25 protein-coding genes and 1 tRNA gene are annotated in these 26020 nt (G+C 61.8%); 21 read left to right on the forward strand and 5 right to left on the reverse strand.

Annotated features, from left to right (window positions below; genetic code table 11):
- Positions 1-9 precede the first annotated feature (9 nt).
- From K0F86_RS03620 to K0F86_RS03650, 7 genes are all read left to right on the forward strand, one after another.
- A complete protein-coding gene (locus tag K0F86_RS03620) occupies positions 10-1302 on the forward strand; it encodes a paraquat-inducible protein A (protein WP_374197262.1) in 1293 nt (430 codons plus the stop codon).
- Positions 1295-2935 (forward strand): intermembrane transport protein PqiB, encoded by a 1641-nt coding sequence (locus tag K0F86_RS03625; protein WP_219133009.1) that lies wholly within the window; start codon positions 1295-1297, stop codon positions 2933-2935. The genes K0F86_RS03620 and K0F86_RS03625 overlap by 8 nt, the downstream gene beginning before the upstream one ends.
- Positions 2932-3528 carry a membrane integrity-associated transporter subunit PqiC gene (locus tag K0F86_RS03630; RefSeq protein ID WP_257571971.1) on the forward strand — a complete coding sequence of 199 codons (597 nt, stop codon included), beginning with the start codon at positions 2932-2934 and terminating at the stop codon, positions 3526-3528. The genes K0F86_RS03625 and K0F86_RS03630 overlap by 4 nt, the downstream gene beginning before the upstream one ends.
- 47 nt (positions 3529-3575) lie before the next feature.
- A complete protein-coding gene (locus K0F86_RS03635; protein WP_257571972.1) occupies positions 3576-3974 on the forward strand; it encodes a DUF2946 domain-containing protein in 399 nt (132 codons plus the stop codon).
- A 77-nt stretch (positions 3975-4051) separates the two neighbouring features.
- Complete coding sequence (locus tag K0F86_RS03640) at positions 4052-6175, forward strand: TonB-dependent receptor (protein ID WP_257571973.1); 2124 nt, start codon at positions 4052-4054, stop codon at positions 6173-6175.
- 8 nt (positions 6176-6183) lie between these two features.
- Positions 6184-7533, forward strand: coding sequence for a PepSY domain-containing protein (locus tag K0F86_RS03645; protein WP_219133010.1), 1350 nt, complete (start codon positions 6184-6186; stop codon positions 7531-7533).
- Positions 7534-7590: 57 nt separating this feature from the next.
- The gene (locus K0F86_RS03650) at positions 7591-7974 is read left to right on the forward strand and encodes a hypothetical protein (protein WP_219133011.1); all 384 of its coding nucleotides are present in this window, start codon (positions 7591-7593) and stop codon (positions 7972-7974) included.
- A gap of 6 nt (positions 7975-7980) precedes the next feature.
- Here the strand turns inward: K0F86_RS03650 and K0F86_RS03655 are convergent, their stop codons facing one another.
- Complete coding sequence (locus K0F86_RS03655) at positions 7981-8895, reverse strand: LysR family transcriptional regulator (RefSeq protein ID WP_219133013.1); 915 nt, start codon at positions 8893-8895, stop codon at positions 7981-7983.
- Positions 8896-8997: 102 nt separating this feature from the next.
- On the opposite strand from K0F86_RS03655, the gene K0F86_RS03660 reads away from it, so the two are divergent.
- The 4 genes from K0F86_RS03660 (at position 8998) to K0F86_RS03675 (ending at position 12742) form a co-directional block, all read left to right on the forward strand.
- The gene (locus K0F86_RS03660; protein WP_219133014.1) at positions 8998-10107 is read left to right on the forward strand and encodes a muconate/chloromuconate family cycloisomerase; all 1110 of its coding nucleotides are present in this window, start codon (positions 8998-9000) and stop codon (positions 10105-10107) included.
- A gap of 9 nt (positions 10108-10116) precedes the next feature.
- Positions 10117-10407, forward strand: coding sequence for a muconolactone Delta-isomerase (gene catC / locus K0F86_RS03665; RefSeq protein WP_219133015.1), 291 nt, complete (start codon positions 10117-10119; stop codon positions 10405-10407).
- A gap of 11 nt (positions 10408-10418) precedes the next feature.
- Positions 10419-11225, forward strand: coding sequence for a 3-oxoadipate enol-lactonase (gene pcaD, locus K0F86_RS03670; protein ID WP_219133017.1), 807 nt, complete (start codon positions 10419-10421; stop codon positions 11223-11225).
- Positions 11226-11338: 113 nt separating this feature from the next.
- Complete coding sequence (locus tag K0F86_RS03675) at positions 11339-12742, forward strand: sodium:solute symporter family protein (RefSeq protein ID WP_219133018.1); 1404 nt, start codon at positions 11339-11341, stop codon at positions 12740-12742.
- Position 12743: 1 nt separating this feature from the next.
- Here the strand turns inward: K0F86_RS03675 and K0F86_RS03680 are convergent, their stop codons facing one another.
- Positions 12744-14138: a GntP family permease gene (locus K0F86_RS03680; RefSeq protein WP_219133019.1), complete on the reverse strand. Its 1395-nt coding sequence runs from the start codon at positions 14136-14138 to the stop codon at positions 12744-12746.
- 373 nt (positions 14139-14511) lie between these two features.
- Between K0F86_RS03680 and K0F86_RS03685 the strand changes: the two genes are divergently transcribed.
- On the forward strand, positions 14512-15783 hold the full coding sequence (locus K0F86_RS03685; protein WP_219133020.1) for a hypothetical protein: 1272 nt from the start codon (positions 14512-14514) through the stop codon (positions 15781-15783).
- 284 nt (positions 15784-16067) lie between these two features.
- Positions 16068-16904: a hypothetical protein gene (locus tag K0F86_RS03690; protein ID WP_219133021.1), complete on the forward strand. Its 837-nt coding sequence runs from the start codon at positions 16068-16070 to the stop codon at positions 16902-16904.
- 349 nt (positions 16905-17253) lie between these two features.
- Here the strand turns inward: K0F86_RS03690 and K0F86_RS03695 are convergent.
- Positions 17254-17330, reverse strand: a tRNA-Pro gene (locus K0F86_RS03695).
- 54 nt (positions 17331-17384) lie between these two features.
- Positions 17385-19478, reverse strand: a complete 2094-nt coding sequence (locus K0F86_RS03700) for an AsmA family protein (RefSeq protein WP_219133022.1) — start codon at positions 19476-19478, stop codon at positions 17385-17387.
- A gap of 140 nt (positions 19479-19618) precedes the next feature.
- On the opposite strand from K0F86_RS03700, the gene K0F86_RS03705 reads away from it, so the two are divergent.
- Genes K0F86_RS03705 through arsH form a run of 3 tightly spaced genes read left to right on the forward strand, consistent with a single transcriptional unit; the run spans position 19619 to position 21129 of the window.
- Positions 19619-19975 carry a helix-turn-helix transcriptional regulator gene (locus K0F86_RS03705; protein WP_257571974.1) on the forward strand — a complete coding sequence of 119 codons (357 nt, stop codon included), beginning with the start codon at positions 19619-19621 and terminating at the stop codon, positions 19973-19975.
- Positions 19972-20394, forward strand: coding sequence for an arsenate reductase (glutaredoxin) (arsC, locus tag K0F86_RS03710; protein WP_219133024.1), 423 nt, complete (start codon positions 19972-19974; stop codon positions 20392-20394). Before K0F86_RS03705 ends, arsC begins: the two co-directional genes overlap by 4 nt.
- Positions 20395-21129 (forward strand): arsenical resistance protein ArsH, encoded by a 735-nt coding sequence (gene arsH, locus K0F86_RS03715; protein WP_219133025.1) that lies wholly within the window; start codon positions 20395-20397, stop codon positions 21127-21129. It abuts the gene before it with no gap.
- 48 nt (positions 21130-21177) lie between these two features.
- Here the strand turns inward: arsH and ispB are convergent, their stop codons facing one another.
- Positions 21178-22167, reverse strand: coding sequence for an octaprenyl diphosphate synthase (gene ispB, locus K0F86_RS03720; RefSeq protein WP_096234007.1), 990 nt, complete (start codon positions 22165-22167; stop codon positions 21178-21180).
- Positions 22168-22471: 304 nt separating this feature from the next.
- Between ispB and rplU the strand changes: the two genes are divergently transcribed.
- The 5 genes from rplU to proB all read left to right on the forward strand — a co-directional run bounded on the left by rplU (position 22472) and on the right by proB (position 25888).
- Positions 22472-22783 (forward strand): 50S ribosomal protein L21, encoded by a 312-nt coding sequence (gene rplU / locus K0F86_RS03725; RefSeq protein WP_038500602.1) that lies wholly within the window; start codon positions 22472-22474, stop codon positions 22781-22783.
- 40 nt (positions 22784-22823) lie between these two features.
- Positions 22824-23096 carry a 50S ribosomal protein L27 gene (gene rpmA / locus K0F86_RS03730; RefSeq protein WP_010395157.1) on the forward strand — a complete coding sequence of 91 codons (273 nt, stop codon included), beginning with the start codon at positions 22824-22826 and terminating at the stop codon, positions 23094-23096.
- A gap of 113 nt (positions 23097-23209) precedes the next feature.
- A complete protein-coding gene (obgE, locus tag K0F86_RS03735) occupies positions 23210-24319 on the forward strand; it encodes a GTPase ObgE (protein WP_096234008.1) in 1110 nt (369 codons plus the stop codon).
- Positions 24320-24331: 12 nt separating this feature from the next.
- Positions 24332-24742 carry a hypothetical protein gene (locus K0F86_RS03740; protein ID WP_219133026.1) on the forward strand — a complete coding sequence of 137 codons (411 nt, stop codon included), beginning with the start codon at positions 24332-24334 and terminating at the stop codon, positions 24740-24742.
- A 27-nt stretch (positions 24743-24769) separates the two neighbouring features.
- The gene (gene proB, locus K0F86_RS03745; RefSeq protein WP_219133027.1) at positions 24770-25888 is read left to right on the forward strand and encodes a glutamate 5-kinase; all 1119 of its coding nucleotides are present in this window, start codon (positions 24770-24772) and stop codon (positions 25886-25888) included.
- Positions 25889-26020 lie beyond the last annotated feature (132 nt).

The raw sequence follows: 26020 nt of genomic DNA on the forward strand, positions 1-26020 counted from the left end.
GACTGCGGCGTGCTGTACCGCAAACGTCCGCTGCGTCCGCGCGAAAAGGCGCGCTGCATCCGTTGCCGCTCGGTGCTGTATCGCGGCGCCCACGCGCGCGGCGCCTCGGCCGAATTGACCAAGGTGGTGGCGCTGACCCTGGGCGCCGCCCTGGTCTTCCTGATCGCGCAGTTTTTTCCCATCGTCGAACTCGACGTCAATGGCCTCACTTCCAGCGCCACCTTGCTCGGCTCCATCCGCGTGCTGTGGTCCGAGCAGATGCACATCGTGGCGACGATGGTCTTCCTGTTTACCATCCTCTTTCCCGCCATCGAACTCGGTTCCCTGCTATATGTGGCGCTGGGCCTGCGCGGCGGCGTCAAGGTGCCGGGCTTTAACCGCGTGCTGCGCGCCGTGCAGACGGCGCGCGAATGGGGCATGACGGAGGTGCTGATGATCGGCATCCTGATCACCGTCGTCAAGATGACCAGCCTGGCCACGGTGCTGCCGCAACCGGGGCTGTTCGCGTTTGGCGCGCTGACACTGATGCTGGCCATCGTCGTCTCGTTCGACCCCAAGGCCCTGTGGAACCTGGGCGACGACCTGACCCGGCAGGCGCTGCCCGGCATCCGCTACAAGGCCTTCGCGCCGGGAGCGAAGATCGTGCCCTGCCACGCCTGCGGCCTGGTGGCGCCGCCGCTGGGCAAAGGCAAGCACCTGGCGTGCGTGCGCTGCGGCACGGCCCTGCACGTGCGCAAGCCGGACAGCATCAACCGCACCTGGGCCTTGCTGATCGCCGCCATGATCCTCTACATTCCCGCCAACCTGCTGCCCGTGATGGTGACGCAGTCGCTGTTCGGCGCGCAGGACGACACCATCATGAGCGGCGTGGTGCTGTTCTGGACCAGCGGCTCGAAAGGCCTGGCCATCATCATTTTCATCGCCAGCGTGGTCGTGCCCATGCTCAAGCTGGGCGTGCTGGCGCTGCTGGCGTTCACGGCGCAGCGGCGTTCGCGCTGGCGGCCGCGCCAGCGCACCATTTTGTACCGCATGGTCGAATTCATCGGCCGCTGGTCCATGCTCGATATCTTTGTCGTCACCCTGACGGTGGCGCTGGTGCGCTTCAAGTCGCTGGCCGTGATCACGGCCGGACCCGGCGCGCTGGCCTTCGGCGCCGTGGTGGTGCTGACCATGCTGGCGGCGATGCAGTTCGACCCGCGCCTGATATGGGACCCCGTCGACGGGCAGGTACCTGGCGAGGAAGAACCCGTGGTGGTGGCAAATACCGGAAACAATACAGTGATTGGAGAACAGCATGTCTGACAAAGAAGCGGGCGACCTTGCCGAAACGGGTGGCCAGGGCGTCCCCCCGTTGCCGGAACCCGATGTGGAGCAGGGTAGCCGCTGGCTGCCGTCGCTGGTATGGCTCATTCCGCTGCTGGCCGCGCTGATCGGGGCGGGCCTGGCCGCCAAGTCCATCCTCGACCAGGGCCCCACGGTGACGGTCAGCTTCAAGAGCGCCGAAGGGCTGGAGCCGGGCAAGACCAAGGTCAAGTACAAGGACGTCGACATCGGCCAGGTGCGCGCCATTACCCTGGGCGAGGACTTGAGCAAGGTGCTGGTGACGATCGACATGAGCAAGGAAGCGCGCCGCTTCGCCACCGCCGATTCGCGCTTCTGGGTGGTGCGCCCGCAGATCGGCGCCAGCGGCGTGACGGGCCTGGGCACCTTGCTGTCGGGCGCCTACATCGGCGTCGACACGGGCAAGTCGGAAACCAAAAAGGAGGATTTCGTCGGCATGGAAAATCCGCCCGCCGTGGCCGGCGACCAGAAGGGCAAGCTGTACACCCTGCATGCGGACAGCCTCGGCTCCGTCGACGTGGGCTCGCCCCTGTTCTTCCACCGTCTGCGCGTGGGAAAGGTGGTCAGTTTCGCGCTGGACAAGGATGGCAACGGCATCACCATGTCGGTCTTCGTCAATGCGCCGTACGACCAGTTCGTCGGCAAGAATGCGCGCTGGTGGCATGCCAGCGGCGTCGACGTGCGCCTCGATTCGAACGGCTTCAAATTGAATACGCAGTCGCTGGCCGCCATGCTGGTGGGCGGCATCGCCTTCGAGGCGGAAAACGGCCGCAAGCCCGAGGAGCCCGCGCCTGCCGATACCAATTTCCGTCTGGCGGCCGACGAGGCCAGCGCCATGCGCGAACCCGATGGCGAGGCGATCACCACCGTATTCTATTTCGACCAGTCCCTGCGCGGCTTGCAGCCTGGCGCCACGGTGGACTTCCGTGGCATCGTGCTGGGCGAGGTGCGCTCGGTGGGCATCGAATTCGATCCCGTGAAGAAGAACTTCCGCATGCCCGTCACCGTCAATCTGTATCCGGCGCGCCTGGGCATGCGCTTCAAGGCGGCCGTCGACGATGCGGAAGGCTCGGCCGGGCACCAGCTGCTCGAACGCATGGTCAGCCGCGGTTTGCGCGCCCAGCTACGCACGGGCAACCTGCTCACCAGCCAGTTGTATATCGCGCTCGACTTCTTCCCGAAAGCGCCGAAGGTGGCGCTGGACTTGAACAGGTATCCGCTGGAAGTGCCCACCGTGCCCAATACCCTCGATGAACTGCAGACGCAGATCGCCAGCATCGCCCGCAAGCTCGATCAGGTGCCATACGCGGAGATCGGCAGCAACCTGAACGCCACCATCAAGCAGGCCAATACCCTGTTCAAGCAGCTCGATGGCCAGGTGGTGCCGGAAATGCGCGATACCCTGACGGCGGCGAAACAGACTTTCGGCACGGCCGAACAGGTGCTGCAAAAGGATTCGCCGCTGCAGTCGGACGTGCGCCAGGCCTTGCAGCAACTGACGCAAACCCTGCAATCGCTCAATGCCCTGTCGGATTACCTGGAGCGTCACCCCGAGTCCCTGATCCGCGGTAAAAAAGGAGATGAAAAAAAATGATGAAACCGATGTTTGCCGCGCTGCTGGCTGGCAGCCTGCTGGGCGCCTGCTCCACGCCCCAGCCCGAGCATTTCTATACGCTCAGCGGCGGCGCCGACGCGCAGCCGGCCAAACCCGTCAAATACTATGTCGAGGTGCTGGCCGTCAGCGTGCCGCAGCAGGTGAGCCGCAACCAGTTTGTCGTGACGGCGCCGTCGGGACGCATCGAATTGCTGGAGCAGCAGCGCTGGGCGGGGCCGCTGGCCGGCGAGATCGGCCAGGCCCTGTCGACGGCCGTGACGAACGACCTGGGCGCCATCGATGTGTTCCGTACGCCACATCCTGACAACCTGCCCGTGTACCGCATCAGCACCAATGTGCAGCGTTTCGAGTCCGTGATGGGCCAGTATGCGCTGATCGATGCCGTGTGGAGCGTGCGCCAGCTGGCCAGCAGCAAGGTGGTCACTTGCCGCACGATCGCCAATGAAAAAGTGGGCGCCGGCTACGATGAACTGGTGCTGGGTCACCGCCGCGCCGTGCGCCGCATCGCCGCCGATGCGGCCAGCGTGGTGCGCGCTTTTGACAGCGGCAATGCCGCCTGTCCGGCCGCCTGAGCCGCTTTTCGCTACCCAGTCCCGGCGGCCGCTGGTAAAATGCGGCCATGGGAATGACCTTGTTCACGCGCCGCTTTGCCGCCTGGATCGCCTGTTTCGCGATCCTGCTGGCGGCGCTCGCGCCATCGATTTCCCAGGCCGTCGCCAATGCCAAGCAGGAGTCCGGCTCCGGCTGGGCGGAAATCTGCTCGGTGGCCGGCATCCGTTTTGTCCAGGTTGATGATGGCGCCGCCGATGAAAAATCCGGCGGCAAGGCCATGCAGATGGAGCACTGCGCCTTCTGTTCCACGCATGCGGGTTCCGTCGGCCTGCCGCCCGCCAGCCCCGTGCTGCCGCTGCTTGTGGCCAGCGGCGCGGCCATTTTCCCGGCCCTGTACTACCAATCCCCATCCCCGCTGTTCATCTGGTCCACCGCGCAGTCGCGCGCGCCGCCCGTTTCCGTTTAAGTTTTTGCCTTTTCAATGCTGGCGCTGTCCACCTTGCGGTGTGACGCGCCGCATCCGCACACTTAAACGAGAATCACATGAACAAGAAATTATTGGTGCTGGCCGTCGCCATCACCGTGGCCTACCCCTGCGCGCGGGCGCAGCAACTTGACCAAACCGACCACGCCATCGACACCGTCGTCGTTTCCGGTTCGCGCGCGCAATCATGGCTGTCCGAGACGCCGCAGGCCATCGGCGTCGTCAATGCCAAAACCCTGGAACGCGACAAGCCCAAGACCATGGGCGATATCCTCAACCGCATCGCCGGCGTGTACTGGAATGACCTGGGCAACGAGCAGCACAGCATGAGCATCCGCCAGCCCATCGGCACGAATGCCGTCTACCAGTACCTGGAAGACGGCATCCCCATCCGTCCGTTGGGCGTTTTCAACCACAACTCGCTCAATGAAATGAACATGGCGGGGGCCAGCGGCGTGGAAGTGGTGAAGGGCGCCGCTTCCTCGCTGTATGGCAGCAATGCCGTGGGCGGCGCCGTCAATTTCCTCACGGCCGGCGCCAGCGCCACGCCGACGGCCAAGGTGGGCGTGCGGCGCGACAGCGTGGGCGGCTTCACCCGCTACGACACCTCCGCCAGCGATACCTGGGGGCCGCTCGGACTGCGCTTTTCCCATTACAGCTCGCGCCGTTCGCGCGACAACTGGCAAGAGTACAGCTATGGCGACAAGGATTCGTTCTCGCTGCGCGCCGACTATGCGCTCAGTCCCACCTCGCAGCTGCGCGCTACCCTCGTCCACACGGATCTCGACGCGGCCATGACGGGCAGCCTGTTCGAGAACGACTATCGCAATGCCCCGGGCAAGAGCCTGAACACGTTTACCTACCGCAAGGACAAGACTACGCGCATGAATCTGGCGTGGGAGGGCGCGACGACGGCCAATGGCACCAGCACCGTCACCGTGTTTACGCGCAAGAACGACCATGGGCAGATTCCCGCGTATTCCATCGGCAGTTGCGCAGGCATGCTGTGCAAGGGCGTCATCAACAACAACCACGTCGATTCGCTGGGGCTGGACGTGAAACACCAGCAGGAATTCGCGTGGCTGCGTTCGCGCCTGGTCTTTGGCGTGTACGTGGACAAGAGCGACAATCCCTTTGTCAGCGATAATCTGTCCATCGTGCGCGATGCGGCCACGGGCCGCTACCTGCGCTATACGCTGGCCAATGCGTCCAACCCGCAGGGCGTGCGCGACTACCAGACGGACATTTTGAATACGGCCGTCTTCGCGCAATGGGAATTGACGCCGCTGGCCGGCATGCGCGTGGTGCTGGGCGGCCGCTCGGACGCCATCCGCTACGACTATCATAACAATCTGGCGCCGGGCGGCAGCGTCAATTACGGCGCACCCGACGAGTCGCGCGGCTTTTCGCATGTGAGCCCGAAGCTGGGCGCCACCTACGCCATCGGTCATGCGGGCAGCGCGTATGCGAACGTCAGCCAGGGTTTTACTCCGCCCGAGGTGAGCCAGCTATATGGCAAGACGGGCATCGCCGACCTGCAGCCGTCCGTCTACAACAACTATGAACTGGGCTTGCGCTGGGCCTTTTTGCAGGGCCGGCTGAAACTCGACACGGCCCTGTACCGGCTCGACGGGCGCGACACCATCGTCAGCTACACGCTCTCGCCGGGCAACAGCGAAAACCGCAATGCGGGACGCACGCGCAGCGAAGGCCTGGAGCTGGGCCTGAACTACGACAGCGGCCCGTTCGACGCGCGCTTTGCCACGGCCATCGCGCGCCACCGCTACCTGCGCTACCAGGTCTCCGCCAGCCTCGATTACAGCGGCCGCGCCATGCCGCAGGCGCCGCGCGACATCACCTCGTTCGAGATCGGCTACAAGCCCGTGGCCGGCGCGCGTATCGCGCTCGAAGCCGTGCACCAGGGCCGTTACTGGATGAATAACGCCAATACGGTGGAGTACCAGGGCCACGCCTTGCTGAACCTGCGCGCCAGCTACCAGATCGCGCGCGGGCTGGAAGCGTGGGCGCAGGTGCGCAACCTGGCCGACAAACGCTATGCCGATTCGGCCAGCAGCAGCTATGCGGGCACGGGCAGCTATGCGCCGAACAGCCAGAACCAGTACACGCCCGGTGCGCCGCGCAGCGTGATGCTGGGCCTGGGCTATACCTTCAACGCACTGTGAGGATGGCCATGGACGATCACACCTTTCTCATCGCGCGGCGCAAAAGCCTGTACTGGCGCATCCACTTCTGGGCCGCGCTGATCGCCTCGCCGTTCGCGCTGGTGGCAACCCTGACGGGCATCCTGTATGTGTTCACGCCGCAGATCGAGGCGCGTCTGTATCAGCACCTGGATCACGTGACGCCACAAGCGTCCATGCTGCCGCTGGACGCCGCCGTGGCGGCAGCGGAACGGGCGGCGCCGCGCGGCTGGGCGGTGCAGCACGTGGTGCCGCCGTTTCAACAGGACGACGCGGTGCAAGTGGCGTTCGCGCCGCCCGGCGGCGCGCAGGATGAACATGCAGGCCATGGCGGACATGCCGCGCCGGCCACGCCCCCCAGGCCGAAATTCGGCCTGCCCGCGCAAGCCATCGTCGTGTATGTGAATCCCTATGACGCGCGCGTGCTGGGCAGCCTGGCCAGCAGTGAGCGTTTCGGCAACTGGGCCAAGAAGCTGCATTCGCGCCTGCTGCAAAACGATGGCTGGCGCTGGATGATCGAGCTGGCGGCCAGCTGGCTGATGGTGATGCTGGTGACGGGCGTGGTGCTGTGGTGGCCGCGCGGCGCGCAATCTGGCTTGCCGAAGCGGGGCGTGCGGGGGCGCAATGGCTGGCGCCAGTGGCATGCTTTCCTCGGCGTGGCGCTCGGCATCGTCAGCGTCGTGATCCTGACGACAGGGCTGACGTGGAGCCAGCAGGCGGGCGGGCGCATCCGCGCGCTGCGCGATGCCAGCGGCCAGGCGCCGCCGCCCGTGCCGCGCGGTCTGCATTCGCGCGAGGAGGGCGCTCCGCTCGACTGGCAGGATGCCTGGCAAGTGGCGCGCAGCCATGCACCCGCCATCGCCGTGCAACTGACGGCGCCGGCCAGCCAGGACGATGTATGGCGCGCCACCATGGCCGACCGCAGTCAGCCCACCTTGCGCTTCGACCTGCAATTCGACGCCTATAGCGGCAAGCCTTTGTACTATGCGGGGTGGCAGGCGCAGACGGTGTTCGGCAAGGCCACGGCCATCGGCATCCCGTTCCACCGCGGCGAATTCGGCTGGTGGAACCAGGCCTTGTTGCTGCTGTTTGGCGCCAGCGTGCTGTTCTCGCTGGTATCGGGCTGGGTGATGTTCTTCAAGCGCCGCCCGCCAGGCTCGCTGGGCTTGCCCCGGCTGCTGCCGGGCGCGTGGACCTCGCCGTCCGCGCTGGCCTGGCTGGTGGCGGCCGGCATGTGCGCGCTGATGCCGCTGCTGCTCATTTCCGGCTGCATGCTGATGCTGCTGGAACTGCTGCTGGCGAAATGGGGTGCGCGTATCGGCAGGATGCGACTGCGCTAGAATAAGGGGCGCGGCCAGGCTCGTTGCCATGGGCCGCACCCTTGTACTGGTTGACGCATGTTATTCATCGACTTTCCCGCCTTGTCCGCGCTGGCCGCCACGTCGGCCCTGGTGACAAAAAAATGCAGCTGCTGCGCCGTCCCGCTCGATGCCTGGCAACGCCTGCCCACTTCGCTGGAGCTGGACCGGTTTGAAGAAATCGGCACCCTGCGCGAAGACCCGTACGAGGAACCGACGTTTGCCGAATACCACCCGCACGGCACGCGTTATGACAGCATCGATGCTCCTATCGCGCCCCGTTACTATCCCGCCAACCTGAGTCAGGTGGCGCGCTGCCTGAACTGCGGCCGCCACTACCTGCGCTACAACGAGGCGGGCGGCTATTTCACGGAGCTGCGCATCCGCGCGCTGCGGCCGGAACTGCTGGCCGATGCGGCGTAGTCACTGTTACAGGCTTTCCTTGACGTGCGCGATGCCGTGTTCATCGTAGATCGAATATACGGCAGCGAGGATGTTTTCCAGTTCCGGCGAGCGGTCCATATGCCGCATGCTGAATAAAATGGGCGAGAACGCATGCTTGTCGTCCAGCTTGCGGTACACGACGTTCCGGTGATGCATGGCCTGCACGCTTTCCGGCACGATGGAAATGCCCTGGCCAGCCGCCACCAGTCCCATGGAAATCTGCAATTCGCGCACTTCCGTGACGGGGCCGGGCGTGACATTGCCTTCGCTGAACATGCTCAATACCTGGTCGGCAAAGCTGGGGCGCGGCGCTTTCGGATACACGAGCAGGGTTTCGTGGATCAGGTCAGTCAGGCGCAATCCGCCTTCCCCCTTGGCCAGCCGGTGTCCGGGCGGCAGCGCCACCACCAGCCGCTCCTCGCGCAGCAGGATGCGGCGGATGCTGGGGTCTTCGCTTTTCAAGCGTCCGAAACCCACGTCGATGCGGCCTTCCTTCAGGGCCTTCAACTGCTGCACCGTCGTCATTTCATGCAGGGTCACGTCGACCTCGGGATGGCGTTCGCAATAGCGGTGCACGATGTCGGGCAATTCCCCATACAGGGTCGAGGCGACAAAGCCGATCGACAGGGTGCGTTCCAGCTTGCCCACGCGCTGCGTCATCGCCTTCAGGTCGCGCACCTGGTCGAGCAGGGGCCGCGCATGGGCGAGGAAAAACTCGCCCGCTTCCGTCAGCCGCAAGGGCCGTGACCCCTTTTCGATCAGCGCCACGCCCAGGATTTCTTCCAGTTGCTGCATCTGCCGGCTGAGCGGCGGCTGCGCGATATGCAGGCGCGCGGCGGCCCGCGTGAAGTTCCTTTCCTCTGCGACCGCAACGAAGTAGCGCAAGTGCCGTAATTCCATCTTCATACCTTTCAGGTATAGGTTTGATACCAACTCGGTGTTGGACGTGGCCACATTCGGGGCATATCGTGTCACCACCCTACGGAATTATACGGAATAAATATGATTCAAAATATCGAGACCTACCTGGTCGATGTGCCAACCATCCGCCCGCACCGGATGTCCGTCGCCACCATGAACACGCAGACCCTGGTGCTGGTGCGGCTGCGCTGCGCCGACGGCATCACTGGCTGGGGCGAAGCGACCACCATCGGTGGCTTGAGCTATGGCGGCGAAAGCCCGGAAAGCATCAAGACGAATATCGATACCTATATCGCGCCGCTGCTGCTCGGCATGGAGGCAAGCGCAGTGGCCAAGGCCATGGCCAGGGTGCGCAAGGTCATCCAGGGCAACCGCTTCGCCAAGTGCGCGATCGAGACGGCGCTGCTCGATGCGCAGGCGCGCCGCCTGAACGTGCCACTGTCGGAATTGCTGGGCGGCCGCGTGCGCGATGCGCTGCCCGTGGCCTGGGTGCTGGCCAGCGGCGACACCGCGCGCGATATCGCCGAAGGGGAAAAGATGCTGGACTTGCGCCGCCACCGCATCTTCAAGCTGAAGATCGGCCTGCGCGACGTGATGGACGACGTGGCCCACGTGCTGGAGATCAAGCGGGCGCTGGGCGAACGTGCCAGCGTGCGCGTCGACGTCAACCAGGCCTGGAGCGAGACGGACGCCGTGCGCGGCATCGCCGCGCTGGAAGCGGGCGGCATCGACCTGATCGAGCAGCCCGTCAAAGCGGGCAACCGCGCCGCGCTGGCGCGCCTGAAGCAGCGCTTCGACGTGGCCATCATGGCCGACGAAGCCTTGCACGGCCCAGCCGATGCGCTGGCGCTGGCCCAGGCCGATGCGGCTGACGTATTTGCAGTGAAAATCACCCAGTCGGGCGGCTTGCTGCCCGCGCTGGAAGTGGCCACTGTGGCGCGTCTGGCTGGCGTGGGTCTGTACGGCGGCACCATGCTCGAAGGCGGCGTCGGTACGGCTGCCACGGCCCACGTCTGTTCCACGTTTGCCGAACTGGCCTGGGGCACGGAACTGTTTGGCCCCTTGCTGCTGACGCAGGAAGTCTTGCGCGAGCCGCTCGTGTACCGCGACTTCATGCTGCAGGTGCCGACGGGTCCTGGCCTGGGCGTCGAGATCGATATGGACAAGCTGCATGCGATGCAGCGTCAATAAGGAGAAACCATGTTATTCCATGTACGTATGAACGTGAACCTGCCATTGAACATGCCCGCCGAACAGGCGGCGCAGCTCAAACAAACGGAAAAAGAACTGGCCCAGCGCCTGCAGCACGAGGGCAAGTGGCGCCACCTGTGGCGCATCGCCGGCCAGTACGCCAACATCAGCGTCTTCGACGTCGACAGCGTGGACGAGCTGCATAATTTGCTGACCTCGCTGCCGCTGTTTCCCTACATGCAGGTCGACGTGATGCCGCTGTGCCGCCATCCTTCGTCGATGCGCGACGACGATTCCTGAGGAGACATGCAATGACGCATACAGGTAATGACACTGTGGGTAAAACGTGCGAGGTGGACGGAATCGGTCTGCATTACCGCACCGATGGCGACCGCGCCAAACCCTGCCTGATCCTGTCGAACTCCCTCGGCACGGACCTGTCCATGTGGGATGCGCAGGCGGCCGCGCTGGCGGGCGACTTTTTTGTCGTGCGCTACGACACGCGCGGCCATGGCCAGTCCGCCAGCGGCGCTGAGCCGTTCGGCATCGAGCGGCTGGGGCTGGATGTGGTGGCGCTGCTCGATCACCTCGATGTAGAGCGCGCTGCGTTCTGCGGCATTTCCATGGGCGGCCTGACGGGCCAGTGGCTGGGCATACACCAGGCGCAGTGCCTGACGCAACTCGTGCTGGCGAATACGGCGGCGCGCATCGGTTCTGCTGACGCCTGGCTGGCGCGCGCGGAGCAAGTTCGGCGCGATGGCATGGCTGCGGTAGCCGATGGCGCCCCCGCGCGCTGGTTCACGCCGCAGTTTCTCCAGCACGCGCCGGACACGGTGGCGCGCATGGTCGCCAGCTTGCGCGACCAGGATGCGGGCGGCTATGCAGCCTGCTGCGAGGCGCTGGCGCAAGCCGACTTGCGCGCCTCGGTGGGCATGATTACGGTGCCGACCCTGGTGATCGCCGGCGAGCACGATCCCGTAGCGACGCTGGACGATGCGCGCTGGCTGCAGCAGCAGGTGGCGGGTAGCCGCCTGGCTAGCGTGCCCGCGTCGCATATCTCGAATGTCGAGGCGGCGCAGGCTTTCACGGCGCAGCTGCGCGACTTCCTGGTGTTGTAGGCAGGGCAGAATTTCGCTTTGCCCCTGAGCACCGCCGCCGGCTGGTCCGGCACGCGGCAGGGGGGAGATTTTTTAAAAAATAACAAAAAGAAAAGCAGACTTGGAGTAGACGAATGGAAAACAGATTAATCATCATCGCGGCGGTCACGGTGGGCTATTTCGCCCTCATGTCGTACATTACGTATAGCGTGCGCAAGCATGCCAACAGCGCCGAGGGCATGACGGCGGGCGGGCGCAATTATCCCGCCTACCTGATCGGCGCGCTGCTGCTGTCCGAATTCATCGGCAGTTCGGTGAGCATCGGCACGGCGCAAAAAGGCTATGAATTGGGCATTTCCGCCGCCTGGAATCTGGTGGCGCTGTCGCTGGGTTTCCTGCTGCTGGCCATCGTGCTGGTCAAAAAATACAAGGAAAGCGGGCAGTCGACGATTTCCGGCATCCTGGCGCAGACGTACGGCGAGCCCGTGCGTTATGCCGCATCCATCCTCACCATCGTCGCGCTGGGCATCGTTGCCGTCGCCCTGTACGCGAGCGGCGGCGCCGTGCTGGCGGCCGTGCTGCACATCAATAAAACCGTGGCCATTTTGCTGGTGGGCGTCATCACCGTGATCTATGTCAGCCTGGGCGGCATGCGCTCGGTGGTGTACACCAATTTTGCCCACTCCATCGTCAAATACCTGGGCGTGATCCTGGCGCTGGCGTATGCGCTGGAAGCCTCCGGCGGCATCGGCGCGCTGCAGGCGCAGCTGCCGGCCAAGATGTTCAACTGGGTCGAGATCGGCTGGGGGCAGATCATCGCCTGGATGATCGGCGGCATCGGTTCCATCTTCGCCACGCAATACGTGATCCAGGCTCTGGTCAGCACGGATAACCCGGCCGTGGCCAAGCGCGCCTGCTATTACGTGTCGTCGCTGATGATACCGTTCGGCCTGATGGCGGCCCTGATCGGCATGTGCAGCGCCGTGCTGTATCCGGGCATGAAGTCGATCGACGCCTTCCCGACCCTGATCGCCCATATGCCGGCGTTTTCCGCCAGCATCATGATCGTCGGCCTCGCCGGCGCCTTGTTCGGCGGCATTTCCGCCACCACCTTGGCGTCGGCCACGCTGGCGATGAAGGATTTTTATGATCCCTGGTACAACAAGGCGAAGAACGACGCGAAATCGCTGATGTTCCTGCGCATCGCCATCGTCGTGGCCGGCCTGCTGCCGCTGGTGCTGGCGCTGTATGCGGAAAAACTGCTGATGATCGCCTTCCTCGGCAAGGCCCTGCGCGCCACCTTGGCCGTGCTGGTACTGATGGCCTTCTATGCGCCGAAGTTCGGCACGCCGCGCGGCGCCTTTGTCGGCGTGATCGTCTCGGTGATCGCCACCATCGGCTGGTTCCTCGCGGGTAATCCGTACGGTGTGGACAGTTCCTACCTGGCGCTGGCCGGCCCGCTGCTGACCATGGGCATCAGCCACCTGTTCAAGCCGGCGCAGGCTGTGGCGAAGCCAGCATCGTCGTCGCGGCTGTAGGTTACACCAGCCCCGTGATGTAATAGATGGCAATGACGAGGAACACGGCCACCGTCTTGATGGCGGTGATGCCGAAAATGTCGCGGTAGGACTGGCGGTGCGTGAGGCCCGTGACGGCCAGCAGGGTGATCACGGCGCCATTGTGCGGCAAGGTATCCATGCCGCCGCTGGCCATGGCCACCACGCGGTGCATGACTTCGAGCGGAATGTGCGCCTGCTGCGCGGCCTGGATAAAACTGTCCGACATGGCAGCCAGCGCGATGCTCATGCCGCCCGACGCTGAACCAGTGATACCCGCCAGGGTCGTCACGGACACGGCCGCGTTGACGAGGGGATCTGGCACGCTGCGCAAGGTATTGCTGACGGCAAGAAAACCGGGCAGTGCCGCGATGACGCCGCCGAAGCCATATTCGGACGCCGTATTCATGGCTGCCAGCAGCGCACCGCCCACGGCCACCTTGGTGCCTTCGGCAAAGGCGGCACGGATGCGCCCGAAGGCCGTCACGCAGACGAGCAAGATTCCCAGCAGCAAGGCGCCTTCCACGGCCCAGATGCCGGTGACAGAGCCAATCGACGTCGATACGGGCGCGTGCAAGCCCGGCAGGGCGTCGGCGGTGAGCACGTAGCTGGCGCCATACCAGTGGGGAATCAGCTTGGTCAGCGCAAAGTTGGCCACGCCCACCAGCACCAAAGGCGCCACCGACAGCAGCGGATGGGGCAGGTCGCCACCACCGGTCTTGGCCTGCTCCGCTTCCACTCCATACCCTTCCCCCGTCGCCATGACGGAACGGCGGCGCCATTCCAGGAAAGCCAGTCCCATGATCACCGTCAGCACGGCGCCTATCGTGCCCAGCCATGGCGCGGCCCAGCCGGTCGTGTTGAAAAAAGTGGTTGGAATGATGTTCTGGATTTGCGGCGTGCCGGGCAGGGTATCCATGGTGAAGGAAAACGCGCCCAGGGCGATGGCGCCCGGCATCAGCCGCTTGGGGATATTGCTTTGGCGATACAGTTCGGCCGCGAACGGATACACGGCGAACACCACCACGAACAGTGACACGCCGCCGTAAGTCAGGGCCGCGCACACGGCAACGATGACGGCATTCGCGCGCGAACTGCCGATGTAGCGGATGGCCGCCACGACGATGGACTGGGAAAAACCGGACAGCTCGATCAGCTTGCCGAACACGGCGCCGAGCAAAAAGACGGGGAAATACAGCTTGATAAAGCCCACCATCTTTTCCATGAAGATGCCGCTGAAGACGGCCGGCACGGCGGACGGATCGGTGAGCAGTACGGCACCGAGCGCGGCGACGGGCGCAAACAGGATCACGCTATAGCCGCGGTAGGCGGCCAGCATCAGGAAGGCCAGAGCGGCCAGAACTATCAGGAAAGACATCGGTCAGGCCCTTGCGTGATGAAAGTGTTTAATTAATCAATTGTTCAATTAATATCATACTTCTCGGCAACATGCCAACACGCAGGTCAAGGCGTGAGCAGTTATGGCGGCGTATAGGGCAGACGGGACTGGTCGGGGTGAGAGGATTCGAAAATCACCTAGCCCTTATAAATCAATGAGTTAAATGCACTGGGGGGTGAGGTTGTAAGGGTTTAGTGTAACAGTCCATCAGTCCCACAACAAGTGAGCGCAGTCTATGTCGTTCCCCGACGGCAGCTGCCTTCTTCTGCTAGGTGTTGCTAATTGGAGAACATTATGGGTTATCTATTTAGTGCAGTGGTATCCTGTATCTTTGATTTTCACGTGTGCTTAGATGAAACAGACCACCGACGTTTTTGGCATGTCAAATGACGTGCTGCCTGATTCCTACGTTGATCGCGGCGAACTGGATAGCGAGCTAAAGCGACTCATGGGGCGTAAAGTTCACGTAGCGATACGTGGCCCATCTAAATGTGGCAAGTCTTGGCTTCGGCAGCGAGTTGTGCCGAACGCGCTTACCGTCCAATGCCGCCTTGGTCATACTAACGTGGATGTGTACACAGCAGCGTTGGCCGAGCTAGGTATCCGCCTAGAAGTTGAGAGCACTTCCAAATTTGGATTAAAAGGAAGCGTCGAGGGGCAGTTGTCCATTGGCACTGATCTTATCGGCAAGGTGGCGGCTAAGGTAGCGGGCGAAGCTAGCAGCGAAGACACTTCAAAATCAGCGCCAGTAGGAAAGAATGCCAGCGATTTAAAATTTATCGCCGAGCTAATCATTACGTCTGGTCGCCGCCTTATAGTCGAAGACGTTCATTACCTCTCGATTGAGCAGCGAACCATCCTTGCATACGACCTGAAAGCACTTTGGGACTATGGTTGTTTTATTACGGTCGTTGGTGTGTGGGGCGATTCAAACATGTTCGTGCGCCTAAATACAGAATTGAGTGGGAGGATCGAGGAACTATCAATTGAGTGGCAAGTTGAAGACCTGCGCGCCGTCATCGTTAAGGGGAGCGCCGCGCTGAATCTTGAGTTCTCGCGTGAAATTCAGAACCGTAGCATTCTGGACGCCTTCGGGAATGCTGGCCTGCTCCAACGCCTGATCCTGAAGACCCTGGACGAAGCCAAAATTTACGAGCAGCAGCAGGCGAAGTGTAAAGTCAATGATATGCGGTATTACGAGTCAGCCGCAATGGATGTTGCCGACCAATTAAACGGGGTTTATCAAACCTTTGGTGAACGTGTGGCGGCCGGCATCCGTAAACGTAGCGATGCAACCGGCATTTATCCCCACGCGATGGCCGTGATCGTGAGTGCCAGTGATGCAATGCACATGAATGGGATACCAGTCGACCACATCTTTGAGGTTTCGTCAAAGCGTCAAAGCCGCATCCAAAAGTCGAATCTCAAGGCGATTCTTGCGAAGATCGACGGGCTACAAGTGGACGATGCTGGGCGCGGCTTGGTGGTTACATACGATCCCGACAAAGAGCAAGTGCTTAATGTTGACCGTCAGCTACTGTTCTATAGGAAGTATCTGACCATTTCTTGGCCTTGGGAGGCCTTGATCGCGGAAGCAGCCGAACTTCCCGACTCGCCATCATAGTCTAAGTAGCTACGATTTCGGACCAGTGTGTGAGGGTCGGTGTGCGTCCCTCCGCTCCGAGCAACACCATCCGACCTAAAACTGACAGAATTTTTCGCGCCCATTACTGCCGCCCCGCCACCGTCCGCAGCCCCCCCCCCGTAAACCAGACTGAAGTTTTTGTCTGAGCCAGCAGTTGAGCTTTTGCCGAAATTAATATCAACTAGGCATGATTATTTTGTTGGCGTACATTGGCATCCTGCGCAATTTGGCGTAAAAGTTGTACTTCTCCGAGGTGGATTTAAATGGCACGTCAAAATTCAAGTCTGGTCACTATTCCAGTGTTAGTGATTTGCGGGCTGATAGCAATTCCTGTTGCTTTAGTGATCGGCGTCATTATCGGTGCACTGATTCCTGGGAGCGCTACAGCCGCGCAAGATTCGTTATCGGGCTGGGTGACGACGATTGCAACCGTCGTGATTTGCGTCTTAACGATTGTCCTCGCTGTCGAAACATGGAGACTCCGCGCAATCCAAACTCGCCAAATTAGAGAGCTCATGCTGGAGAACATTCGACCCAATGTCAGCGTTGAATTGAACGCAAGTCATGTAGGCAAGAATTTCATGAATGTAAAAGTTGCGAACTCCGGGAAGGGCATTGCGAGGAAGGTCAGATTTGAGTTTCTTGACCGCCAAGACCAGCAAGTGACCGCCGAAGGAGAACCGATTATAAAGGTGTTTAACAAGCTAGCCATGTTCAGGCTAGGGGTTCAGTCCCTCGGCATCAACCAAGAGTTAACGAGTTTTCTCTTCAGCTTCCACGACTTGCCACGGGACATAGGCGCAGGCGTATTCACTCCTTATGTGAACATCCGAATTACATTTGAGGATACCGAAGGCCATGAGTACGTCAACGTCTTCGTCGTCGATTTTGCCCAGTACGAAGGATTCAGCGAAATAGGCGGCGACTCCCTCAATCAACTCGCCACAGAGGTGAAGTCTATACGAGAGCAGTTAGGGAAGCTCGGCTCAGGCTTTAATCGCTTACCGGTTGACATTTTCAGTGCAGAGGACAGGGCGGATGAAGCCGAAGAGCAAGACCGGCGCAGGGAGGAATTTAGGCAATGGCATGGGGGCAGCTAACTCTTTGTGCTATAGCGCGTCAATCACTCTTCGCCGCTGTCGTCGGCGTCATCTAAGCCCGCCGTAGCACCTTGCCACATGGCCACTGCTATAGCCCGTTATGGCGTCCGATACGTCCTCAGCAATGCCCACGGCCCGCGCCGCGTCCTTGAACTTGTGGCGGAAGCTGTGGAAGACCCCATCCGCTCGTCGGCGATGCCCAGCTTGCTGCGTAAGTGGATGTTGAACCAGTTAGACCATTTTCGCATCTCAGTCCCTGATTCCTTGGTCAGTTTAACACCCCGGTGTAGCAGTTCCACTCGTAAGTCATTGATCCGTATGTAGTTCCTTATTGTACAAGGACATACGATGGTCGGGGTGAGAGGATTCGAACCTCCGCCCTCTGCGTCCCGAACGCAGCGCTCTACCAGGCTGAGCCACACCCCGCTTTCCTTTATTACAGCAGATGGCGGGGTGGCTTTCAAGCGGTTGCGTCAAGGTCTATTTCTTTTCCTGCTGGGCCTTTTTGATGTCCGCTTCGCTGACTTTTTTTGCTGGTGCATTCGTCGCTGGTGAAGTCGGGGCCTTGCGCGTGGCGTTCGCTTGCGCCATGACGGTGGCGCAGTCCGTGTCGGGGGCCTTGTCGACGTTGACCAAGGGCAGCAGGGCGGCCAGCGGCGTGACGATGGTGGCCAGCGCCACGGCGGCGCCCGCTTTCAGGGCCAGCGGGCCTTTTTGCGGGCCCACGTCCGGGTTCTTGAACGTGCCTTTCGCGTACAGCGGCGTGCGCAGGGTGATGATGCGGGCGCCCTTGGTACGCGGGCGCACGTCGAGGTCCAGGGTTTCGCTTGCCAGGTTGACGTTGCCCGTGACATTCACAACGGCCGTGTCCGTGTCGAGCACGAAGCGGCGCACGTCGGCCTGGCCATTCGTGACGGCGAAATCGCTGGCCAGGCAGTTCAGGTGGACCTGCTTGTCGCCGAAGATTTTCACGAAGACGGCATTGGCCAGGTTCAGGCCGGCCAGTTCCAGCATGAACTGGCTGACGGAGCCTTCGCTGACGGTGGCCGCCATCTCGCCATTCGCGCTGGCCAGCATGGCGGAAATGGAATTGCCGTGGCCCGTGAGTGCCGCGTCGCCATACACTTCGCCGAAACTCGCTTGCATCGATTGCAGCTTGGGAAACAGTTCGCGTATCTTGAGGTGGCGTGCCGTCACCTTGGCTTGCGCGGCGATGGTCTTTTGACGGCCATCGAGCGTGATGTTCGCGGTGATGTCGCCGCCAGCCATGCCGAAGTTGAGCGGCGTCAGACTCAGCACCTTGTCTTTCATGTGGATATTGGCGACGACGTCGTTGAGCGGGATATCGTGCGTGCGCACCAGTTTCTTGCCCGTAAATTTCACGTCGGCGTCGAGTGCATTCCATTTGGCCGTGTTGAACTGTTCCACGGGCAAGGCTTTGTTGTTTGGCTGCACGGGCGCCTTGCCGCGCGCCTGTTTCTGCGCATTGCTGTCCGCGCCGATGGTGGGGCCCAAGTCTTCCAGGCGCAGCTGCTGCGACGTCACTTCGCCGCGCAGCAAGGGACGGGGCTGGCGCGGCAAATACTGCAGGGTGCCGGCCAGGTCGCTCTGGCCCACCGTGCCCTTGAAGTTTTGATAGGTCCAGGTCCAGTTGGCGCCGTCCTTCTTGCCCAGCAAGCGACCCTTGGTGGCGTAGTCCGGCGTTTCCGGCAGCAGCACGCCCGTCAGCGGGTACAGGTCGGCCATGCTGGCGCCGGCCAGGCTCAGCTGCAAATCGATGCCCGACAATGCGCGCGGGTCCGTCAGGGTGCCGGCGATGCTGGCCTTGTTCTTGCCCAGCACGGCGTGCGCCTGCACGGGATAGACCGTATCGTTGTCGGTCAAGGACAGCACGGCTCCCGCCCTGCCGCCGCCCGTCACGGGCGCCTTGCGGTAGCTGCCGCCCAGGGTAAATTCGATGCCGTATTTTTCCACGGGCGCGCTGCCTGGCGCATCGCCCGGCGTGGCGTCGGGCGCCGTCGAGCTGACCTTGGCGCGCATGTCCAGGTCCAGCCCCTCGTCGAGGTAACGGATGGCGCCGTCGGCGAAGGCCATGCGCTGGATTTCCACCTCCCATGCCGAGGGACCATTGTCCTTCAGGGTCCAGCTATTGCTGCCATCGGCGCGCCGCTGCAGGGCAATATTGGGAGAGTCGAGAGCCAGGTCCGTCAGCACCAGCCTGTGCAGCAGCAGGGGTAGCGGATGGATGGCCACGTCGAGGCGTCTGGCGCTGGCCAGTTGCGGGCCGGCCGTGGCCCAGTCCGGGTTGCTCATGCGTACGTCCTGGGCGCTGATGACAGGGCGCGGCACATAGCGACGCCAGCCCGTCTCCGTTTTGAGGCCTTGCTTCCATTTCACTTGCAAATCGCCGCCGATGACGAAGCTGCGGCCCGTGCTTTCCGACACCTTCTCGTTGATGTAGGGACGGGCGCGGTTCCAGTCGAAGGTCAGCACGAAGATGACGAGGAGGGCGATCAGGGCCAGCAGGGCGGCCAGGCTCCAGCCGAGGATTTTCAGGGGTGTCGAGCGTGTCATGGGATGCCAATCGCAGTGATTTTTCATCAAGGTAGACCAATCGTCCATTACGGTCGGTGCGCTGGGTTACGTAGACATCGCGATTGCTGGCATTGATTCCATAATTCGATTATTATTGAAGTATGGAAAATGAAAACGTAATGACGCTGCAAGCCGGGCCGCTGACGAGCACGGCCGCCATCGCGGCGCTGGCGGCGCTGGCGCAAGAATCGCGGCTGGCCGTGTTCCGCCTGCTGGTGCAGACGGGGCCGGAGGGCATGGCCGCGACGAAAATTGCCGAGGCGCTGGCCATTGCCCCATCGTCGCTGTCGTTTCACCTGAAGGAACTGGCGCACGCCGATCTGGTGACGGCGAGCAAGGCGGGCCGCTCCATCATCTATGCCGCCAACTATGCGGGCATGAACGGCTTGCTGGCCTTTTTGACCGAGAACTGCTGTGCGGGCGTGCCTTGCTGCGTGCCGGGCATCACTACTACACCGAAGGAAACCACGACATGACGATCACCATTTATCACAACACGGCGTGCGGCACCTCGCGCAATACCCTGGCCCTGATCCGCAACACGGGCGTCGAGCCCGTCATCATCGATTACGTCAAGCACCCGCCATCGCGCGAGGAACTGGTCGACCTGATCCAGCGTGCGGGCTTGTCCGTGCGCGCCGCCATGCGCGACAAGGGCGCCCTGTACGAGGAGCTGGGGCTGGCCAATCCCGAGCTGAGCGATGCCGTCCTGCTCGACGCCATGCAAGCCCATCCTATTTTGATCAACCGCCCCATCGTCGTCACGGAACTGGGCGTGCGCCTGTGCCGGCCGTCGGAAAAAGTGCTGGAGATCCTGCCGCTGCCGCAGCAAGGTGCCTTTGCCAAGGAAGATGGTCAGGCCGTGGTGGGCGCCGACGGCAAGCCGGTGGCTTGAATGAACGACTTACCGAATATCAATGTCGCGCATCTGGATGTGCCGGATCTGGACAAGCTGGCGCCGGCGCAACCGTCCACCCATGCGCCGCGCATCCTGCTGCTGTACGGCTCCTTGCGCGAGCGCTCGTACAGCAAGCTGCTGACACTGGAAGCGGAGCGCATCCTGCGCCACTTTGGCGCCGAGACGCGCGTGTTTGACCCGCATGGCTTGCCCATGGTCGACAGTGTCTCGCCCGAGCATCCGAAGGTGCGGGAGTTGCGTGAACTGTCGCTTTGGTCGGAAGGGCAAGTGTGGTGCAGTCCCGAGCGGCATGGCGCCGTCACGGGCGTGTTCAAATCGCAGATCGACTGGTTGCCGCTGGAAACGGGCAGCGTGCGGCCCACGCAGGGTCGCACCCTTGCCGTGATGCAAGTGTCGGGCGGTTCGCAATCGTTCAATGCCGTCAACGGCTTGCGTGTGCTGGGGCGCTGGATGCGCATGGTGACTATCCCGAACCAGTCTTCGGTCGCCAAGGCGTATCAGGAATTCGACGATGTGGGCCGCATGAAGCCGTCGCCGTATTACGAGCGTCTGGTCGATGTGATGGAAGAGCTGTATAAATTCACCCTGCTGGTGCGCGACCGCCGCGATTACCTGGGCAGCCGCTACAGCGAACGGCTGGAGGCGGCGCCGGCCACCGTGCAGGCATTGGCGGGCGCGGCGATGGAGCACGAACGCAGCAGCGACTCATGAAAAACGGCGCCAGTGGCGCCGTTTTTGATTGCTGATAGTGAAACGCGATCAGTGATTGCGGTCCACGGCAAACGAGCACAGTTGCAGCATGGATTGCTTGTAGACGCTGTCCGGCCAGCCGGCGATGGCATCGGCGGCGCGTTGGCCGGCGATTTCCGCCTGTTTGCGCGTGTAGTCGAGGGCACCGCTGCTGGTGATGGCGGCGAGGATGGCGTCGAAATGCTGTTCGTCGCCTTGCTCGATGCAGCTGCGCACCAGTTCGCGTTGCTCTGGCGTGCCGTTTTCCATCAGCCAGATCAGCGGCATGGTCGGTTTGCCTTCGCGCAAGTCGTCGCCCACGTTCTTGCCGATTTCGGTGGCGTCGCCTGCATAGTCGAGCACGTCGTCGATCAGCTGGAAGGCCGTGCCCAGCGAGCGGCCGTATTCTGCAGCCGCTTCGATATCGTCTTCGCTGGCGCCGGCGATCAGGGCGCCCAGTTGCGCCGACGCTTCGAACAGCTTGGCCGTTTTCGAGCGGATGACGTTCAGGTAGCTTTCTTGCGTCACGTCCGGATCGTGCATGTTCAGCAACTGCAGCACTTCGCCTTCGGCGATCACGTTGGTGGCGTCGGAGAGGATCTGCATGACGCGCATATTGTTCAGTGACACCATCAGCTGGAACGAGCGCGAGTGCAGGAAGTCGCCCACCAGCACCGAGGCCGCATTGCCGAACAGGGCGTTGGCCGTCTGGCGTCCGCGGCGCATCGACGATTCATCGACGACATCGTCGTGCAGCAGGGTGGCGGTATGGATGAATTCGACCACGGCAGCCAGTTCATGGTGCGCCGTGCCGCGATAGGCGTGGGCATTGGCCACCAGCAAAATCAGCACGGGACGGATGCGTTTGCCGCCTGCACTGATGATGTATTCAGCGATCTGGTTAATCAGAATCACGTCGGAGTGCAGTTTTTGGCGGATCACCGTATTGACTGCGTCCATATCGGCGGCAATCGTTTGCACGATGGTGTTTTGGTTAACGTGTTTGTTAGCGTCAGACAAGGCGAACCTGCATTAGATTGTGGGTGCGGCGATTATACGACATGGCTTGCGCGAGCGTGATGTTTGCCTATGACTGTAGAGCAATTGTTTGACCTTGTTGGCTCTGGCGCGCGCTTTTCTGTCCGCCTGGCGCAAGCCTGACATGATGGTCAGGTTGTCGACATACCACGATCGTCAAGCTTTGTGAATAGTTTTTGACGCAATTTCTCAGTCCGTGTATAATCGCTGGTTCCCCCTGTTGTGTACGGCTTGCTTTGCGTGGCAGTGGGACAAATTCTTTCAACATTTGATGAGGTTTCAAATCATGTACGCGGTCATAAAAACCGGTGGCAAACAATACAAAGTTGTCGCTGGCGAAAAACTTAAAGTAGAACAGATACCGGCAGACATTGGTTCCGAAATCACCATCGATCAAGTTCTCGCAGTAGGCGCGGGCGACACCATTAAATTTGGTGCGCCATTGGTCGAAGGTGCAACGGTACTGGTTACGGTTGTGGCGCATGGTCGCCATGATAAGGTCAAAATTTTCAAGATGCGTCGTCGTAAGCACTACCAAAAGCATCAAGGCCATCGCCAGAATTTTACCGAAATCCAAATCGTTTCGATCAACGGCTAATCGCCGCTGTTTGAATTAATCAGCTATCAAGGAGTCTTAAATGGCACATAAAAAAGGCGGCGGCACAACGCGAAACGGCCGTGATTCAGAATCAAAACGTCTGGGCGTTAAAGTCTACGGCGGCCAAGCTATCAATGCTGGCGGCATCATCATTCGTCAACGCGGCACCCCAGTGCGCGCTGGCGAAGGCGTAGGCATGGGCAAAGACCACACCTTGTTCGCGTTGATCGCGGGCAAAGTGAAGTTCGTTGTCAAAGGTGCTGGCTCGAAGCAATTCGTGACCGTTGTACCTAACGCAGCAGTACCAGCGTAATTCATCGCGGGGCGCCAGTTCGCTCCGCCGTGATCGCATGATGTAAGGCGCAAGCCTTCAATCGAAAGGCTCTGCCCAAGGTAGAGCCTTTTTAGTTTTATGGCGGCAAAATTATGAAGTTTATCGACGAAGCAAAAATCGAAGTCATCGCGGGCGATGGCGGCAACGGCTGCGCCTCTTTCTGCCGTGAAAAATTCCGGCCTTTCGGCGGTCCCGATGGCGGCGATGGCGGCAAGGGCGGCACCATTTGGGCAGTCGCCGACCGCAATATCAACACGCTCGTCGATTTCCGCTTCTCCAAAATGCACAAGGCTCGCAATGGCGAGCCTGGCCGTGGCGCAGATTGCTATGGCAAGGGCGCCGATGACATCCATCTGCGCATGCCGGTCGGCACCTTGATCATCGACAACGCGAGCGGCGAAATCCTGGCTGATTTGACCGAACACGGCCAGACCGAAATGCTGGCCAAGGGCGGCGAAGGCGGCTGGGGCAATATCCACTTCAAGTCCTCGACCAACCGCGCGCCACGCCAAAAAGGCGAGGGCAAGGAAGGCGAACGCCGCGAACTGCGCCTGGAACTGAAAGTACTGGCCGATGTGGGCCTGCTGGGCATGCCGAACGCCGGCAAGTCGACGTTCATTTCGGCCGTCTCGAACGCGCGTCCGAAAATTGCCGATTACCCATTTACCACCCTGCACCCGAACTTGGGCGTGGTGCGCGTGTCGCACGAGAAGAGTTTTGTGATCGCCGATATTCCCGGCTTGATCGAAGGCGCTTCCGAAGGCGCGGGCCTGGGCCATCAATTCCTGCGCCACTTGCAGCGCACGGGTCTGCTGTTGCACATCGTCGACCTGGCGCCGTTTGAAACCAACGTCGATCCTGTCAAGGAAGCCAAGGCGCTGGTCAAGGAACTGAAGAAATACGACGAGTCGCTGGTCGACAAGCCGCGCTGGCTGGTGTTGAACAAGCTCGACATGGTGCCGGAAGAAGACCGCAAGAAGCTGGTGAAGGACTTCCTCAAGCGTTTTGCCTGGAAAGGTCCCGTCTTTGAGATCTCCGCGCTGAACCATCAGGGTTGCCCGGAACTGGTGAATGCGATTTACCAGCATCTGGAAGCGAAGAAACACAGCGAAAGCCGAGCCGAAGAAACGCAGATGACCGAAGAAGCACGCGGTATCTCGTCGATCGACCCGGATGACCCGCGTTTCAAGATCCTCGACTAAGGCTTTACCCCGATGTCGGTACAGACGGTCGCTGTCGCGTCCTCGCACAAGCAAGCGTGGCAGCGCCGTGTATTGCATCTGATCGCGTATGCTTATGGGCTGAGCGCGGTCGCCTGCCTGCTGTTCGCCGATGAAATGGCGGCCGGCATGGGCATCTTCCTCAATGGCGTCAATGGCTACAGCCAGTTCTACGCCTCCCATGTCGGTGTCTGGGGCGCTACCGCGCTCCTGGCGCTGTTCGCAGCACGGCAGGGCGAACCGCCCATCCTCGGCGATATCACTGCAATGTTGGTCCTGGCGCAGCCCGCCGGCCGTTTGTACGCGGCCATCAGTTTCGGCTTGCCCCAGGGTTTTGTGTTGTTCATGTGCGCAATGGAGCTGACGGCGGGGCTGGCCTTGCTGCTGCTGCGTCCTGCGCGCTGACGTCTATTAAGTGAAGAGCGCCGCCCCATGGATTCCGTGATTCAAAAAGCTACCCGCATCATCATCAAAGTCGGCTCCTCGCTGGTCACCAACGATGGCCGCGGACTCGACCATGCCGCCATTGCCCGTTGGGCCGCGCAGATTTCCGGCTTGCGCGCCTTGGGCAAGGAAGTCGTGCTGGTCAGTTCCGGCGCCATCGCCGAAGGCATGCTGCGCCTCGGTTTCGAGCAGCGCCCCACCGATATCCACGAATTGCAGGCCTGCGCCGCCGTCGGCCAGATGGGCCTGGCGCAGATCTATGAAAGCAGCTTCCGCGCCCACAGCCTCGGCACGGCGCAAGTGCTGCTGACGCACGCCGACCTGGCCGACCGCGAACGCTACCTGAATGCCCGCTCCACCCTGACGACCCTGCTGCGCCTGGGCGTGGTGCCGATCATCAATGAAAACGACACCGTCGTCACCGATGAAATCAAGTTCGGCGACAACGATACCTTGGGCGCCCTGGTGGCCAACCTGATCGAGGCCGACGCACTGGTCATCCTGACGGACCAGCACGGCCTGTTCTCGGCCGACCCGCGCAAGGACCCGCACGCCTACCTGATCACGCAAGGCGTGGCGGGCGATCCGGCCCTGGAAGCGATGGCCGGCGGCGCCGGCAGCAGCCTGGGGCGTGGCGGCATGCTGACGAAAATCCTCGCCGCCAAGCGCGCCGCCAAGTCCGGCGCCCATACGATCATCGCCTGGGGCCGCGACAGCGATGTGCTCAGCCGCCTGGCGCAGGGCGAAGCGATTGGTACGCAGTTACTGGCACAAACGGGACAGTTGACAGCGCGCAAGCAGTGGATGGCCGATCATCTGCACACGGCCGGCGCCGTCGTGCTGGACGCGGGCGCCGTGCAAAAGCTGCGCCAGGAAGGCAAGTCCTTGCTGCCGATCGGTGTGACGGGCGTGAACGGCGAATTTGGCCGCGGCGCCGTCATCACCTGCGTCGATGCCGATGGCGTGCCCGTGGCGCGCGGCCTGTCCAACTACACGAGCGGCGAAGCGCGCCGCATCATGCGCAAGCCCTCCACCGAGATCGAGTCGATTCTCGGCTACATGGAAGGCCATGAGCTGATTCACCGCGATAATATGGTGTTGGTGTAGGTCGGATTAGGTGGGGCCGCCGAGGCCCGAAGGGCCGTAATCCGACACCTCCACCGCCAACAATGTTGTCGGATTACGGCGCCTTGCGCCTAATCCGAGCTACGCAGCGACCACATCGGCCCATTCGGGCCG

Source organism: Janthinobacterium sp. UMAB-60, from assembly GCF_900095235.1.
Lineage (GTDB): Bacteria > Pseudomonadota > Gammaproteobacteria > Burkholderiales > Burkholderiaceae_D > Janthinobacterium.

What these genes read in the sequence shown, in the direction of transcription:
- K0F86_RS03690 (WP_219133021.1), top strand. Translation starts at nt 16,068, where the DNA reads ATGGCACGTCAAAATTCAAGTCTGGTCACTATTCCAGTGTTAGTGATT.
- K0F86_RS03700 (WP_219133022.1), bottom strand. Translation starts at nt 19,478, where the DNA reads ATGACACGCTCGACACCCCTGAAAATCCTCGGCTGGAGCCTGGCCGCC.
- catC (WP_219133015.1), top strand. Translation starts at nt 10,117, where the DNA reads ATGTTATTCCATGTACGTATGAACGTGAACCTGCCATTGAACATGCCC.
- K0F86_RS03655 (WP_219133013.1), bottom strand. Translation starts at nt 8,895, where the DNA reads ATGGAATTACGGCACTTGCGCTACTTCGTTGCGGTCGCAGAGGAAAGG.
- K0F86_RS03635 (WP_257571972.1), top strand. Translation starts at nt 3,576, where the DNA reads ATGGGAATGACCTTGTTCACGCGCCGCTTTGCCGCCTGGATCGCCTGT.
- K0F86_RS03660 (WP_219133014.1), top strand. Translation starts at nt 8,998, where the DNA reads ATGATTCAAAATATCGAGACCTACCTGGTCGATGTGCCAACCATCCGC.
- pcaD (WP_219133017.1), top strand. Translation starts at nt 10,419, where the DNA reads ATGACGCATACAGGTAATGACACTGTGGGTAAAACGTGCGAGGTGGAC.
- K0F86_RS03685 (WP_219133020.1), top strand. Translation starts at nt 14,512, where the DNA reads ATGAAACAGACCACCGACGTTTTTGGCATGTCAAATGACGTGCTGCCT.
- K0F86_RS03675 (WP_219133018.1), top strand. Translation starts at nt 11,339, where the DNA reads ATGGAAAACAGATTAATCATCATCGCGGCGGTCACGGTGGGCTATTTC.
- rplU (WP_038500602.1), top strand. Translation starts at nt 22,472, where the DNA reads ATGTACGCGGTCATAAAAACCGGTGGCAAACAATACAAAGTTGTCGCT.
- K0F86_RS03740 (WP_219133026.1), top strand. Translation starts at nt 24,332, where the DNA reads ATGTCGGTACAGACGGTCGCTGTCGCGTCCTCGCACAAGCAAGCGTGG.
- K0F86_RS03645 (WP_219133010.1), top strand. Translation starts at nt 6,184, where the DNA reads ATGGACGATCACACCTTTCTCATCGCGCGGCGCAAAAGCCTGTACTGG.
- rpmA (WP_010395157.1), top strand. Translation starts at nt 22,824, where the DNA reads ATGGCACATAAAAAAGGCGGCGGCACAACGCGAAACGGCCGTGATTCA.
- proB (WP_219133027.1), top strand. Translation starts at nt 24,770, where the DNA reads ATGGATTCCGTGATTCAAAAAGCTACCCGCATCATCATCAAAGTCGGC.
- arsH (WP_219133025.1), top strand. Translation starts at nt 20,395, where the DNA reads ATGAACGACTTACCGAATATCAATGTCGCGCATCTGGATGTGCCGGAT.
- K0F86_RS03625 (WP_219133009.1), top strand. Translation starts at nt 1,295, where the DNA reads ATGTCTGACAAAGAAGCGGGCGACCTTGCCGAAACGGGTGGCCAGGGC.
- K0F86_RS03630 (WP_257571971.1), top strand. Translation starts at nt 2,932, where the DNA reads ATGATGAAACCGATGTTTGCCGCGCTGCTGGCTGGCAGCCTGCTGGGC.
- K0F86_RS03640 (WP_257571973.1), top strand. Translation starts at nt 4,052, where the DNA reads ATGAACAAGAAATTATTGGTGCTGGCCGTCGCCATCACCGTGGCCTAC.
- K0F86_RS03650 (WP_219133011.1), top strand. Translation starts at nt 7,591, where the DNA reads ATGTTATTCATCGACTTTCCCGCCTTGTCCGCGCTGGCCGCCACGTCG.
- arsC (WP_219133024.1), top strand. Translation starts at nt 19,972, where the DNA reads ATGACGATCACCATTTATCACAACACGGCGTGCGGCACCTCGCGCAAT.
- K0F86_RS03705 (WP_257571974.1), top strand. Translation starts at nt 19,619, where the DNA reads ATGACGCTGCAAGCCGGGCCGCTGACGAGCACGGCCGCCATCGCGGCG.
- obgE (WP_096234008.1), top strand. Translation starts at nt 23,210, where the DNA reads ATGAAGTTTATCGACGAAGCAAAAATCGAAGTCATCGCGGGCGATGGC.
- K0F86_RS03680 (WP_219133019.1), bottom strand. Translation starts at nt 14,138, where the DNA reads ATGTCTTTCCTGATAGTTCTGGCCGCTCTGGCCTTCCTGATGCTGGCC.